The following is a 12,771-nucleotide window of genomic DNA, read 5'->3' on the forward strand; positions in this document are numbered from 1 at the left end:
GGTTCTACCTCAGCTTCAGGGTGGCAAGGCCGATCAGCACCAGAATCACGGTGATGATCCAGAACCGGACGATCACGCGTGGCTCGGGCCAGCCCTTGAGTTCAAAGTGGTGGTGAATCGGTGCCATGCGGAACACCCGGCGACCGGTCATCTTGAAGGAAGCGACCTGGATGACCACCGACAGGGTCTCCATGACGAACACCCCGCCCATGATGAACAGGACGATTTCCTGGCGAACGATCACCGCGATGGTGCCCAGGGCCGCGCCCAGCGCCAGGGCGCCGACATCGCCCATGAAAACCTGGGCCGGATAGGTGTTGAACCAGAGGAAGCCCAGGCCGGCACCGATCAGCGCGCCACAGAACACAATCAGCTCACCGGCGCCCGGTACGTAGGGGATCAGCAGGTATTCGGCGAACTTCACGTTACCCGACAGGTAGCAGAAGATACCCAGTGCACCACCGACCATCACCGTCGGCATGATCGCCAGGCCGTCGAGACCGTCGGTCAGGTTGACCGCGTTGCTCGAACCGACGATCACGAAATAGGTCAGGACCACGAAGCCCACGCCCAGAGGAATGCTGACATCCTTGAGCATCGGCACGATCAGGGTGGTTTCCACCGGGGTCTGCGCGGTCATGAACAGGAAGATCGCCGCCCCCAGGCCGAACACCGACTGCCAGAAATACTTCCAGCGGCTTGGCAGCCCACGGGAGTTCTTCTCGATCACCTTGCGATAGTCGTCGACCCAGCCGATGGCGCCGAACAGCAGGGTGACCAGCAGCACCACCCAGACATAACGGTTATGCAGGTCCGCCCACAGCAGGGTGCTGACGCCAATGGACGACAGGATCAGCGCGCCCCCCATGGTCGGCGTGCCGGACTTGGAGAGGTGCGATTGCGGGCCGTCATTGCGAACTGCCTGGCCGATCTGCAGGTTCTGCAAGGTACGAATCATCCACGGGCCCAGGAACAGCGACAGAGACAACGCGGTCAGCACCCCGAGAATCCCGCGCAGGGTCAGGTACTGGAAGACCGCGAAGCCTTTGTAGAACTGTTGCAGGTACTCCGCTAGCAGCAGCAGCATTAATGCGTCTCTCCCTTGATATGAGGCGCAGGCCCGCACAGGGCCGCCACGATGTTTTCCATCGCCGCGCTGCGCGAACCCTTGATCAAAATGGTGGTATTGGTGTCTTGCTCGGCGCCAAGCGCCTCGATCAGATCGGCCTGAGTGGCGAAATGACGAGCGTTTTGGCCAAATGCGTCGACGGCGTGGGCCATCATCGGTCCCACCGCGTACAGCGCGGAAACCTTGCCTGAGGCGTAAGCCCCTACTTCACGATGCCCCTGCTCCGCCCACTCGCCCAACTCGCCGATATCTCCGAGCACCAGAACGGTGCGGCCGGAAAAGCCGGCGAGTATATCAACGGCAGCGCACATTGAGGTGGGGTTCGCGTTGTAGGTATCGTCAATCACGCGAATGCCATTGATTGCCAATTGCGCCACCGTCCGGCCCTTGACCGGCTGGACCGCTTCCAGCCCGGCGACGATGCCCGGCAGGGACACGCCCAGCGCATGGGCGGCGGCGGCGGCGGCCAGGGCATTGGCCACGTTGTGCGTGCCCAGCAGGTTCAGTTGAACCGGTGCCGAGCCGTCGGGAGCGTGCAGCTCGAATTGCGGGCAGCCGCGTGGATCGCGGGAAACCGCGCGGGCGTGGAAATCGGCGCTGTCATTATTCAGGGCGAAGCTCAGCACCTTGCGGGCGCCAGCCCGGACCTTCCAGATCGGGAAGGCCTTGTCGTCCAGGTTGAGTACGGCAGTACCGTCGGCCTGCAGCCCTTCGATGATTTCGCCCTTGGCCTCGACGATTTTCTCGGGGCCACCGAACTCGCCGACATGGGCGGTTCCGGCGTTATTCAGGATCGCGACATGTGGCCTGGTCATGGCGACGGTGTAGGCGATCTCGCCAATACGCGAAGCGCCCAGTTCGATCACTGCGCCACTGTGCTCCGGCGCCAGTTCGAGCAAGGTCAGCGGCACGCCCAGATCGTTGTTCAGGTTGCCCCGGGTCGCCAGGACCAGGCCACGGGTACGCAGAATGCTCGCCAGCATTTCCTTGACCGTGGTCTTGCCGCTGGAACCGGTCACCGCCGCCACCGGCTGCTTGAACAGTGCCCGATTCAGCGCCCCAAGCTGCCCCAGGGCCAGGCGGGTATCACGAACCACCAGTTGCGGTAGTTGGCTGCCGGCCATCTCGCGCTCCACCAGCGCTGCGACGGCGCCCTTGGCCGCCACGTCGTCCAGGTAATCATGCCCATCGAAACGCGGCCCGGTCAGGGCGACGAACAGTTGCCCAGGCTGAATCGACCGGCTGTCGATACTCACCCCGGAGAAACTGGCATCGGCCGCCCTCAGGCGACCGGACAAGGCATTGGCGACCTCACTCAATTTCATGGCTTCAAGCATTGGCGGCCTCCCAGGCATCCAGAGCCTTGGCGGCTTCGACCAGATCGGAGAAGGCGTGGCGCACGCCGTTGATCTCCTGGTAATCCTCATGCCCCTTGCCGGCCAGGACGAGCACGTCGTCGGCACTGGCAGCGGCAATCAGCTCGGCAATCGCCAGGCCACGACCGGACACGAAACGCACGGCATCAGGGGTACTGAAGCCCGGGCGGATATCGTCGAAGATCTGCTGGGGATCCTCGGTGCGCGGGTTGTCGTCGGTCACCAGCACGCTGTCGGCCAGACGCTCGGCCAGTTCGGCCATCAGCGGGCGCTTGCCGCGATCGCGGTCGCCGCCACAGCCAAACAGGCAACGCAACTGCCCCTTGGCATGCGGGCGCAAGGCCAACAGGACCTTTTCCAGGGCATCCGGGGTGTGTGCATAGTCAACCACCACCAGCGGGCGCGTGCCGCCACCCAGACGCTGCATGCGACCGGCCGGGCCTTCCAGTTGCGGCAACACCCGCAGGATTTCATCCAGGGCGTAATCCAGCCCCAGCAAGGCGCCCACGGCTGCCAGGACGTTGCTCAGGTTGAAGCGGCCGAGCAGCGTGCTGCGCAAATGATGTTCGCCCTGCGGGGTCACCAGCGTCGCGCGCACCCCCTCGTCACCGAACTGGGCGTCCCGGCAATACAGGTGGGCACTGCTGTCCTGCAGGCTGTAGGTGATCAACCGCGATTCGTGCTCGCCAGTTGCCAACCGCCGGCCGAAGTCGTCGTCGAGGTTGATCACCCGGCAACGCAGGTTGGTCCAATCGAACAGCTTGGCCTTGGCCGCACCATAGGCTTCCATGGTGCCGTGATAATCGAGATGGTCGCGCGAGAGATTGGTCAGCACCGCCACGTCGAAGGCCAGGGCACTGACCCGGCCCTGATCCAGGCCGTGGGAGGAAACCTCCATGGCCACGGCCCTGGCACCGGCGTTCCTCAGGTCGGCCAGGGTCGCCTGCACGGCGATCGGATCCGGCGTGGTCAGCATGCCGCTGTTCAGCGCGCCATGAAAACCGCTGCCCAGGGTGCCGAGAATCCCGCAGCGCTGACCGAGCAGGTCGAGGGCCTGAGCCACCAGTTGGCTGACGCTGGTCTTGCCATTGGTACCGGTGACACCCACCAGGTTCAGTTGCCGGCTCGGCTCGCCATAGAAGCGTCCGGCGATCTCCGACAACTGCGCCGCCAGGCCCTTGACCGGAATCAGCGGGACATCGGTGATCGGCAGCACGGTAGCGCCCTGTGCTTCATAGGCAACCGCCGCCGCCCCACGCTGCAGCGCATCGGCGATATGGTTGCGGCCGTCGACCTTGCCACCCGGCACCGCCAGGAACAGGTCACCGGCGCGCACCTTGCGGCTGTCGAGCGCCAGCTCGCGAATCAGCAGATCGCGACCGGCGTGAGGGAAAATCTTGTTCAGGCTCAGGGACATTAACCACGCCCTCCTTTTACAGGTTCCGGCGCGGCGATGGCTTGCTGCTGCGGAATACTCGACAGGTCATCCGGGCTGACGTTCATCAGCCGCAGAGTGCCGGACATCACCTTGCTGAAGACCGGCGCCGAAACCAGGCCACCGAAGTAGCCGGCCTTGCTCGGTTCGTCGATCACCACCACGATGGCGTAACGCGGATCGCTCATCGGGCCGAAACCGGCGAACAGCGAGCGATAGGAGTTCTCGGCATAACCCTTGGTGCCGACCGATGTCTTGCGCGCGGTACCGGACTTGCCGGCGACATGATAGGCCGGGACCTTGGCACGCCAGACACCCCGCGGGGCCTCGATCACCTGCTGCAACATGCCCTGCATGGTCTTGGCGACCTTTTCCGGGATGACCTGGGTACCTTCGGGCGTCTTGTCGGTCTTGATCAGGGTCAGCGGCACGATCTTGCCGTTGTTGGCCAGGGCCGAGAACGCGTGCACCAGCTGGATGGCGGTCACCGACAGGCCATAGCCGTAGGACAGGGTCGCGGTTTCGGCCTTGCGCCACTCACGGTAATTCGGCAGGTTGCCGACGCGCTCGCCGGGGAAGCCGAGACCGGTGTCCTGGCCCAGGCCGACTTTCTGCATGACGCGGAAAATCGCCTCGCCACCGATATCGAAGGCGACCTTGCTCATCCCCACGTTACTGGAGTTGATCAGGATACCGGTCAGGTCGAGCACCGGGCCTTCGGTCTTGGAAACGTCGCGGATGGTGTACTTGCCCAACTGCAGGGTGCCGGGATAGACCTCGACCGTGTCGCTGGGCTTCCAGCGTCCGGTTTCCAGGGCGGCACTCATGGAGATCGGCTTCATGGTCGAACCCGGCTCGAACACGTCGATCATCGCGCGGTTGCGCATCATCGCCGGCTGCAGGTTGCGACGGTTGTTCGGGTTGTAGGTCGGCTGGTTGACCATGGCGAGGATCTCGCCGGTCTTCACATCCATGATCACCAGGCTGCCGGCCTTGGCGCCGTTTTCCACCAGGGCGTTGCGCAGTTCGCGGTTGGCCAGGTATTGCAGGCGCAGGTCAATGGACAACGCCAAGGGCTTACCGGCCTTGGCGTTCTTGGTTACCTGGACATCCTTGATCAGCCGGCCGCGCCGGTCCTTGATCACCTGTCGCTTGCCGGGCACCCCGGCCAGCCACTCGTCGTAGGCCAGCTCCACCCCTTCGCGCCCGTGGTCGTCGATGTCGGTAAAACCGACCATGTGCGCCGCCACTTCACCGGCCGGATAGAAACGCCGGAACTCCTCGATGCCGTAGACACCGGGAACCTTGAGATCGAGCACGGCCTGGCCCTGCTCCGGGGTCAGGCCGCGGACCAGATAGATGAACTCCTTGTTGGCCTGCTGCTCCAGGCGCTCGGCCAGCAGCTTGGGATCCTGCCCAAGCGCCTGGGCCAGGGCCGGCCAGCGATCCTTGGCCAACTGCATTTCCTTGGCATTGGCCCACAGCGTGGTCACCGGCGTACTCACGGCCAGGGGCTCGCCGTTACGGTCGGTGATCAGGCCGCGGTGGGCGGGAATCGGAATGTGCCGCATGCTGCGCGCGTCGCCCTGGCCGATCAGGAACGCACGATCGATGACCTGCAGGTCGACGATCTTCCAGCTGATATAGCCGACCATGAGCGCCAGCGCGCCGAGCACGACGCGGAAACGCCACGGATAGAGCGCGCCTTCGAGCTTCATCATGGCGCCACCATCCTGACCTCGGACGGGCTGGGAATGCGCATCTTCAGTTGCTCGGTGGCCAGGGTCTCGATACGGCTATGGGCGGTCCAGGTGCTCTGCTCGAGGATCAGTCGCCCCCACTCGGCCTGGGCCTTGTCCCGCACGCTCAGCTCGTTGTAGAGCGAGTTGAGCAGTTGGCGGTTCCAGTGCGCGCTATAGGACACGCCGATGGCGGACACCAGTACGGCGACAAATAGCAGGAACATGAAAAAGCTTCCGCCCGGAAGTGGCTTGGCGTAGAGCTTGCTCACCGCAATTTCTCCGCGACACGCATGACGGCACTACGGGCACGCGGGTTGGCCTTGAGCTCGGCATCGGAGGCGAACCGGGCCTTGCCGTGCACCTTGATGCGCGGTTCGAATGCCTGGTGGCGGACCGGCAGGTTACGCGGCAGGTTGTCTTCCTCGCCCTTGACCAGGCGGCGCATGAACAGCTTGACGATGCGGTCTTCCAGCGAGTGGAAGCTGATCACCACCAGGCGACCGCCGACTTCGAGGGCGTCCAGCGCTGCTTCGAGGCCGGCTTCGAGATCGCCCAGCTCATTGTTGACGTGAATGCGCAGGCCCTGGAACGCCCGGGTCGCCGGGTTCTTGCCCTTCTCCCAGGCCGGGTTGGCGACCTTGAGCACCTCGGCCAGATCGGCCGTGCGCTCGAAAGGCCTGATTTCACGACGCTCGACCACGGCACGGGCCATGCGACCGGCGAAACGCTCCTCGCCGTACTCCTTGAAGACCCGGGCAATTTCCTCCACCGGCGCGGTGGCGATGAACTCGGCGGCACTGATCCCCCGCGAAGGGTCCATGCGCATGTCCAGCGGACCGTCATTCATGAAGCTGAAGCCGCGCTGCGGGTCATCCAGCTGTGGCGAGGAAACGCCCAGGTCGAGCAGGATGCCATTGACCTTGCCCGCCATCTGCCGCTCGGCGACCTCCGCCCCCAGCTCGGCAAAGCTGCGCTGCACAACGACAAAGCGGCCGTCTTCGGCCGCTAGCGCTTGCCCGGTGGCAATCGCCTGGGGATCCTTGTCGAAACCCAGAAGTCGGCCATCAGGTCCGAGTCGGCTGAGAATCAGGCGGCTATGCCCGCCCCGACCGAAGGTGCCATCCAGATAGCAGCCATCAGGGCGTACGGCGAGAGCCTCGACGGCTTCGTCAAGCAGTACGGTGATGTGGTTAAAGCCGCTATCAATAGTCACAGGATCAGATCACGCAGTTCATCAGGCATCGCGCCCGGTTGTTGAATGGCCGCCAGGTCCGCTGCAGCAACAGCATTCCAGGCGTCCTCGTCCCACAGTTGAAACTTGTTCAGTTGGCCCACCAGCATCGCGCGCTTGTCCAGCTTCGCGTACTCACGCAGGCGCGGCGGCACCAGAAAACGACCACTGCCATCGAGTTCGAGATCGACGGCATTACCAATCAGCAAACGCTGCAGACGGCGGTTCTCTTCCCGCAACGACGGCAGCGCACGCAACTTGGTCTCAATCAGTTCCCACTCGTCGAGTGGATATACACATAAGCAGGGATCGACCGCATCGATGGTGACGATCAGTTGTCCGGAACTACGCGAATCGAGCTCGTCACGGTACCGACTCGGCATGGCGAGACGGCCCTTGGCATCGAGACTGATAGCGTTGGCTCCGCGAAACACAGCTGCGTTTCTCCAAATATTAGCGTTTTACGTCCAAAAAACCCACTTCATGCCACTTTCCTCCACTTGCGCACACTATAGGAATGCGCCCACCACACCGTCAAGGCACGGTCTTAAGGAAAACCCTTACAGAACGGAGATTTAGGAGCGTAAAAGGAGACTTTGCGAGAATTTGGAGAGGTTTCTTCCGGGCAAACTCGACTCGCCTCAGAAACTTGAGGTCAGAAGTTAAAGTAGTTTGTTAAGACTAAGATTTTTTCGATATTACAAATGCGCTTCTGCCAGCGATTGCGGGCAGGGAGGGGAAAAAGTGGAGAGTCGATCTGTAAGCCGGGTTCTGTCGAGGACAGTCATTCCTCTACGATGGCCATCACTGGACATCTTTAGCAACCTACCCGGTTCCAGCGCGGGCCACGCCTTGGAACCCTATTTGGTCTTGCTCCGAGTGGGGTTTACCTAGCCACGAACTGTTACCAGACGTGCGGTGCGCTCTTACCGCACCTTTTCACCCTTACCGGCACCGAAGTGCTTAGGCGGTTGTTTTCTGTGGCACTTTCCGTAGGCTCACGCCCCCCAGGCATTACCTGGCACTCCGCCCTATGGAGCCCGGACTTTCCTCCCCCCTCCAATTTTCATGAAGGGCAGCGACTGTCCAATCGACTCTCCGCCGCGCAGGTTACCGGCACATGGCCAGAAGGACAAGCATTAAAGCCGTCATCGCCCCGGCATGCCGGGACAAGATGCGCCGCCCAGGACCATTCCGACATCAATAGCCGAATGGCCCCACGAAAAAATCGTCAGTCATTTTTCTGCTTATCCAGCGCCACCTGATACAGCAGGTTCTTGCGTACACCGGTGATTTCCGCCGCCAGGGCGGCGGCGCGCTTGAGCGGCATTTCCTTGAGCAGCAGGTCGAGAATGCGCATGGCCTCGGCGCCGACTGCCTCATCGCCTTCCGGGGCACTCCAGCCGGCGACCAGCACCACGCACTCGCCACGCTGCTGATTGCTGTCGGCTTCGACGAAGCTGCGCAATTCAGCCAGCGGCAGCCCCTTGAGCGTCTCGAAGGTCTTGGTCAGCTCACGTGCCAGCAGCGCCGGGCGCTCGGCACCGAACACCGCTTCCATGTCCTGCAGACATTCGAGGATGCGGTGAGGCGCCTCATAGAAGATCAGCGTCCGAGGTTCTTCGCGCAGTTGTTCCAGACGCGAACGACGCCCCGCCGCCTTGGCCGGCAGGAAGCCCTCGAAGATGAATCGGTCGGATGGCAGACCCGCCGCCGACAGCGCCGCGATCAGCGCACAGGCGCCCGGGACCGGCACCACCTTGATCCCCGCGGCACGCGCCTGGCGCACCAGGTGATAGCCCGGATCGGAAATCAGCGGCGTGCCAGCATCGGAGATCAGGGCAACATCCTCGCCCGCCTGCAGCTTGGCGATGAAACGGCTGCCCTCGTCACGCTCGTTATGCTCATGGCAGGCCGCCAGTGGCGTGTTGATGCCGAAGTGCTGCAAGAGCCGCAGCGAATGCCGGGTGTCCTCCGCCGCGATCAGCGCCACCTCGCGCAGCACCTTCATCGCTCGCGCACTGATGTCATCCAGGTTGCCGATGGGCGTCGCCACCACATAAAGCGAGCCCATCGCGGAATTCAAAGCACCTGGAGCAGTCAAAGCGCACACCTCAAGAAGAACGAAAAACCCATTGTAGCGCGTAGAAGCCCTGCCGATATGCTCCACGACGGCGCGATGACCCCGCCCAGGCGCAAAGAGCCGGGTCTCTGACACGCCTTGTACGACCAAAATTGACGGTTTCACGCCAGCGACATCGCGCCCCGGCCAGTGCTTGGGTACAATTCCACGCTAATTTGATCGAGTATCAGGAACACTTACATGATCGCTTGCCTGCGGCTGTTCTCTGCCCTCTGCCTCGCTGCCTTGCTGGCGGCCTGCGCCAGCTCGCCCTCTTCCAGCCTTGGCGAACTCCCACGGACCCCGGACGCCAGCATCGAGCAACTGCTCGAACAGGCCTCCGCCAGCAAGACACCGGACAAGGCCGCCCTGCTGCGCCTGACCGCCGCGGACCTGGCCTACCGCCAGAAGGACACCGGTCGCGCCGCGCAGATCCTTGCCCAGGTGCAGCTGGACCAGCTCAAGCCGGGCCAACAGGTTTTCGCCAGCACACTGGCCGCCGAACTGGCGATGACCCGCAATCAGCCGAAGGCGGCCCTCACCGCCCTGAGCCACCCGAGCCTGGAGCACCTGGGTGAATTGCCGGTGGACCAGCAGATCCGCACCCAGACCGTTCGCGCCCGCGCCCTCGAAGCCGACGGCCAGACCCTGGCAGCCGCTCGCGAGCGCATCTTCATCGCCCCGCTGCTCAGTGGCGATGCCGCTCGCGCCAACCACGAAGCGATCTGGGCACTGATCGCCGCACTGCCGACCGATCAGTTGCAACCCAGCGGTAACGACGACCTCAGCGGCTGGCTCGGCCTGGCCCTGGCGGTGAAGACTTCCGGCACGCTGGAACAGCAACAGGCGGCGATCGACACCTGGCGGGCACAGAACCCCAAGCACCCGGCAGCCCAGCAACTGCCGCAGGCGCTGGTGAAACTCAAGGAACTGGCCAGCCAGCCGCTGAACAAGATCGCCCTGCTGCTGCCTAACGAAGGCCAGCTGGCCTCGGTCGGCAAGGCTCTGCGCGAGGGTTTCATGGCGGCCCAGTACCAGGCCCAGCAAGCCGGACAGAAGCCACCGGCCATCGAGTTCTACGACAGCTCGCGCCTGACCTCCCTCGACGATTTCTATCGCAAGGCCCAGGCCGCCGGCGTGCAACTGGTCGTCGGACCGCTGGAAAAACCCCTGGTGAAGCAGCTCAGCGCTCGTACGCAACTGCCGATCACCACCCTGGCGCTGAACTACAGCGAAAGCGCGCAGAATCCGCCGCAACTGTTCCAGTTCGGCCTCGCCGCCGAAGACGAAGCCCGCGAAGTTTCGCGTCGCGCCCGTGCCGACGGCCTGCACCGCGCTGCCGCCATGGTGCCGAAAGGTGAATGGGGCGACCGCGTACTCAAGGCCTTCCGCCAGGACTGGGAAGCCAACGGCGGCACCGTGATCGGTGTCGAGCGTGTCGACCAGCCGGTAGCCCTGGCCCAACAGATCGCCGACCTGTTCCAGTTGCGTCAGAGCGAAGGTCGCGCCAAGAGCCTGCAAAGCACCGTGGGTGGCCAGGTTGTCGCCCAACCTTCGCGTCGCCAGGACATCGAGTTCATCTTCCTTGCCGCCACACCGCAGCAGGCCCAGCAGATCAAACCGACCCTGAACTTCCAGTACGCCGGTGACGTACCGGTGTACGGCACCTCCCACCTGTTCAGTGCAACCGGCGACATCAACCAGTACAACGACATGAACGGCATTCGCTTCTGCGAAACCCCGTGGCTGCTGGACGCCAACGATCCGCTGCGCAAGCAGGTGACCGCGCAATGGCCACAAGCCGCCGGCAGCCTGGGCCGCCTGTACGCCATGGGTGTCGACGCCTTTCGCCTGGCGCCACGCCTGGGCCAGCTCAAGGCACTGCCAGACAGCCGCATCGAGGGCCTCTCCGGCAGCCTGAGCATGGACCAGGGTCAGCGGGTCGAGCGCCAACTGCCCTGGGCACAGTTCGTCAGCGGTCAGGTCCAGCGCCTGCCGGATACCTCACGCTGATGCCGCAAGGCTCACACCTGGAAAGCGGCAAGGATGCCGAGAGCCTCGCGCTCCGGCATCTCGAACGACAGGGACTGCGCCTGCTGGCGCAGAACTGGTCATGTAAACGCGGCGAGCTTGATCTGGTCATGCTCGACGGCGATACAGTAGTATTCGTCGAAGTTCGTTATAGAAAAAACACCCAATGGGGTGGTGCCGCGGGCAGTATCGATGCCCGCAAGCGCAAGAAGTTAATATTCGCGGCGCAGTATTTCCTGCAACGCGAATCGCGCTGGTCCAGCAGCCCCTGCCGTTTCGACGTGGTTGCCATAGAAGGCGCCCTCGACATGGCACCCCGATTGAACTGGCTACGGAATGCCTTCGACAGCTGAACCCGACTGTCGACCCGGTTACTTTCATTCACCGATTTTGCTCTTTGCTTTACGGGCCGCACACGACTTGCGCCGAACGGCTCCGGAACCATCCGGGCAGTATTCGAGCCAGGCAACCGCCCCACTTAAGGTCACCTACATTGATGGACATGCAATCCCGAATTCGCCAGCTTTTCCAGGCCAGTATCGACACCAAGCAACAGGCGATGGACGTTCTTGCACCTCACATCGAGCAAGCCAGCCAGATCATGGTCAATGCCCTGCTCAACGAAGGCAAAATGCTCTCCTGCGGCAATGGTGGCTCGGCGGGCGACGCCCAGCATTTTTCCTCGGAACTGCTCAACCGCTTCGAACGCGAACGACCGAGCCTGCCGGCCATCGCCCTGACCACCGACAGCTCGACCATCACCTCGATCGCCAACGACTACAGCTACAACGAAGTCTTCTCCAAACAGATCCGCGCCCTCGGCCAGCCTGGCGATGTTTTGCTGGCCATTTCCACCAGCGGCAACTCGGCCAACATTATTCAGGCAATCCAGGCCGCACATGATCGCGAAATGGTTGTCGTAGCCTTGACGGGACGTGATGGTGGCGGCATGGCCTCGCTGCTGTTGCCCGAGGACGTGGAGATCCGCGTTCCCAGCCATGTCACCGCACGTATCCAGGAAGTCCACTTGCTGGCGATCCACTGCCTGTGCGATCTGATCGACAGCCAACTGTTCGGGAGTGAAGAATGACCGTTAATCGCCTTAGCCTGCTGGCTTTGACTCTGTGCCTGGGCCTCAGTGGCTGCAGCTCGGTGCTGACCGCAACCCGCGATGGTCCGATCAATGACGACCAGGGCACCCGCACCCTGGGCAGCAAGATCGACGACTCGGTGATCGAAACCAAGGTCGCGGTCAACGTCGCCAAGGCCGACCCGGATCTGGACGCTGCCTCGCACATCGTCGTGAGCAGCTACAACGGCATCGTCCTGCTCGCCGGCCAGACGCCACGCGAAGACCTCAAGGCCAAGGCCGAACAGGCTGCGTCGAGCGTCCAGCGCGTGAAGAAGGTCAACAACGAACTGCAGATCCTGCAGCCCTCCTCGTTCGCCGCACGCAGCAACGACACCTGGCTGACCAGCAAGATCAAGACCCAGATGCTGACTGACAACACCATCCCCGGCTCGCGCATCAAGGTGATCACCGAGAACGGTATCGTCTACCTGATGGGCCTGGTCACCCAGCAGGAAGCCGCACGCGCAACCAACCTGGTACAAGGCGTCGGTGGCGTGCAGAAGATCGTCAAACTGTTCGAGTACATCGACTGAGGGCCTTGACCCCACACACGAAAAAGCCCCTGTCACCGAA

Annotated in this window: 12 protein-coding genes and 1 other RNA gene; 4 read left to right on the top strand and 9 right to left on the bottom strand. The window is 63.0% G+C overall.

Features of this window, described 5'->3' with window-relative positions:
• Positions 1–4: 4 nt before the first annotated feature.
• The 9 genes from mraY to rsmI all read right to left on the bottom strand — a co-directional run bounded on the left by mraY (position 5) and on the right by rsmI (position 8,987).
• Positions 5–1,087, bottom strand: coding sequence for a phospho-N-acetylmuramoyl-pentapeptide-transferase (gene mraY, locus ACM62G_RS06880; protein ID WP_054059864.1), 1,083 nt, complete (start codon positions 1,085–1,087; stop codon positions 5–7).
• Entirely contained in the window at positions 1,087–2,466 is a 1,380-nt protein-coding gene (locus ACM62G_RS06885; protein WP_273825726.1) for a UDP-N-acetylmuramoyl-tripeptide--D-alanyl-D-alanine ligase, read from the bottom strand. The genes mraY and ACM62G_RS06885 overlap by 1 nt, the downstream gene beginning before the upstream one ends.
• Positions 2,459–3,922 carry a UDP-N-acetylmuramoyl-L-alanyl-D-glutamate--2,6-diaminopimelate ligase gene (locus ACM62G_RS06890; protein WP_419736919.1) on the bottom strand — a complete coding sequence of 488 codons (1,464 nt, stop codon included), beginning with the start codon at positions 3,920–3,922 and terminating at the stop codon, positions 2,459–2,461. The genes ACM62G_RS06885 and ACM62G_RS06890 overlap by 8 nt, the downstream gene beginning before the upstream one ends.
• Positions 3,922–5,658, bottom strand: coding sequence for a peptidoglycan D,D-transpeptidase FtsI family protein (locus ACM62G_RS06895; RefSeq protein ID WP_192842759.1), 1,737 nt, complete (start codon positions 5,656–5,658; stop codon positions 3,922–3,924). The genes ACM62G_RS06890 and ACM62G_RS06895 overlap by 1 nt, the downstream gene beginning before the upstream one ends.
• Positions 5,658–5,951, bottom strand: coding sequence for a cell division protein FtsL (gene ftsL, locus ACM62G_RS06900; RefSeq protein ID WP_017904835.1), 294 nt, complete (start codon positions 5,949–5,951; stop codon positions 5,658–5,660). Before ftsL ends, ACM62G_RS06895 begins: the two co-directional genes overlap by 1 nt.
• Positions 5,948–6,895, bottom strand: coding sequence for a 16S rRNA (cytosine(1402)-N(4))-methyltransferase RsmH (gene rsmH, locus ACM62G_RS06905; RefSeq protein ID WP_054059868.1), 948 nt, complete (start codon positions 6,893–6,895; stop codon positions 5,948–5,950). Before rsmH ends, ftsL begins: the two co-directional genes overlap by 4 nt.
• A complete protein-coding gene (gene mraZ, locus ACM62G_RS06910) occupies positions 6,892–7,347 on the bottom strand; it encodes a division/cell wall cluster transcriptional repressor MraZ (protein WP_054059869.1) in 456 nt (151 codons plus the stop codon). Before mraZ ends, rsmH begins: the two co-directional genes overlap by 4 nt.
• A gap of 310 nt (positions 7,348–7,657) precedes the next feature.
• Positions 7,658–8,011: RNase P RNA component class A (gene rnpB / locus ACM62G_RS06915), an RNA gene on the bottom strand.
• Positions 8,012–8,144: 133 nt separating this feature from the next.
• Positions 8,145–8,987 carry a 16S rRNA (cytidine(1402)-2'-O)-methyltransferase gene (gene rsmI / locus ACM62G_RS06920; protein ID WP_192842758.1) on the bottom strand — a complete coding sequence of 281 codons (843 nt, stop codon included), beginning with the start codon at positions 8,985–8,987 and terminating at the stop codon, positions 8,145–8,147.
• Between the two features lie 249 nt (positions 8,988–9,236).
• On the opposite strand from rsmI, the gene ACM62G_RS06925 reads away from it, so the two are divergent.
• The 4 genes from ACM62G_RS06925 to ACM62G_RS06940 all read left to right on the top strand — a co-directional run bounded on the left by ACM62G_RS06925 (position 9,237) and on the right by ACM62G_RS06940 (position 12,731).
• Complete coding sequence (locus ACM62G_RS06925; RefSeq protein ID WP_419736920.1) at positions 9,237–11,048, top strand: penicillin-binding protein activator; 1,812 nt, start codon at positions 9,237–9,239, stop codon at positions 11,046–11,048.
• On the top strand, positions 11,048–11,419 hold the full coding sequence (locus ACM62G_RS06930) for a YraN family protein (protein WP_273825723.1): 372 nt from the start codon (positions 11,048–11,050) through the stop codon (positions 11,417–11,419). Before ACM62G_RS06925 ends, ACM62G_RS06930 begins: the two co-directional genes overlap by 1 nt.
• A gap of 143 nt (positions 11,420–11,562) precedes the next feature.
• On the top strand, positions 11,563–12,156 hold the full coding sequence (locus tag ACM62G_RS06935) for a phosphoheptose isomerase (RefSeq protein ID WP_054059873.1): 594 nt from the start codon (positions 11,563–11,565) through the stop codon (positions 12,154–12,156).
• Complete coding sequence (locus ACM62G_RS06940) at positions 12,153–12,731, top strand: BON domain-containing protein (RefSeq protein WP_054059874.1); 579 nt, start codon at positions 12,153–12,155, stop codon at positions 12,729–12,731. Before ACM62G_RS06935 ends, ACM62G_RS06940 begins: the two co-directional genes overlap by 4 nt.
• The last annotated feature ends 40 nt before the right edge of the window (positions 12,732–12,771 follow it).

Source organism: Pseudomonas sp. COR18 (assembly GCF_048568395.1).
Taxonomy (GTDB): Bacteria; Pseudomonadota; Gammaproteobacteria; order Pseudomonadales; family Pseudomonadaceae; genus Aquipseudomonas; species Aquipseudomonas fuscovaginae_B.

Bases quoted from the DNA above. Each gene is read 5' to 3' on its own strand.
- ACM62G_RS06940 (WP_054059874.1), top strand. From the start codon at position 12,153: ATGACCGTTAATCGCCTTAGCCTGCTGGCTTTGACTCTGTGCCTGGGC.
- mraY (WP_054059864.1), bottom strand. From the start codon at position 1,087: ATGCTGCTGCTGCTAGCGGAGTACCTGCAACAGTTCTACAAAGGCTTC.
- ACM62G_RS06930 (WP_273825723.1), top strand. From the start codon at position 11,048: ATGCCGCAAGGCTCACACCTGGAAAGCGGCAAGGATGCCGAGAGCCTC.
- ACM62G_RS06925 (WP_419736920.1), top strand. From the start codon at position 9,237: ATGATCGCTTGCCTGCGGCTGTTCTCTGCCCTCTGCCTCGCTGCCTTG.
- ACM62G_RS06890 (WP_419736919.1), bottom strand. From the start codon at position 3,922: ATGTCCCTGAGCCTGAACAAGATTTTCCCTCACGCCGGTCGCGATCTG.
- ACM62G_RS06935 (WP_054059873.1), top strand. From the start codon at position 11,563: ATGGACATGCAATCCCGAATTCGCCAGCTTTTCCAGGCCAGTATCGAC.
- ACM62G_RS06895 (WP_192842759.1), bottom strand. From the start codon at position 5,658: ATGAAGCTCGAAGGCGCGCTCTATCCGTGGCGTTTCCGCGTCGTGCTC.
- rsmI (WP_192842758.1), bottom strand. From the start codon at position 8,987: ATGGGCTCGCTTTATGTGGTGGCGACGCCCATCGGCAACCTGGATGAC.
- ACM62G_RS06885 (WP_273825726.1), bottom strand. From the start codon at position 2,466: ATGCTTGAAGCCATGAAATTGAGTGAGGTCGCCAATGCCTTGTCCGGT.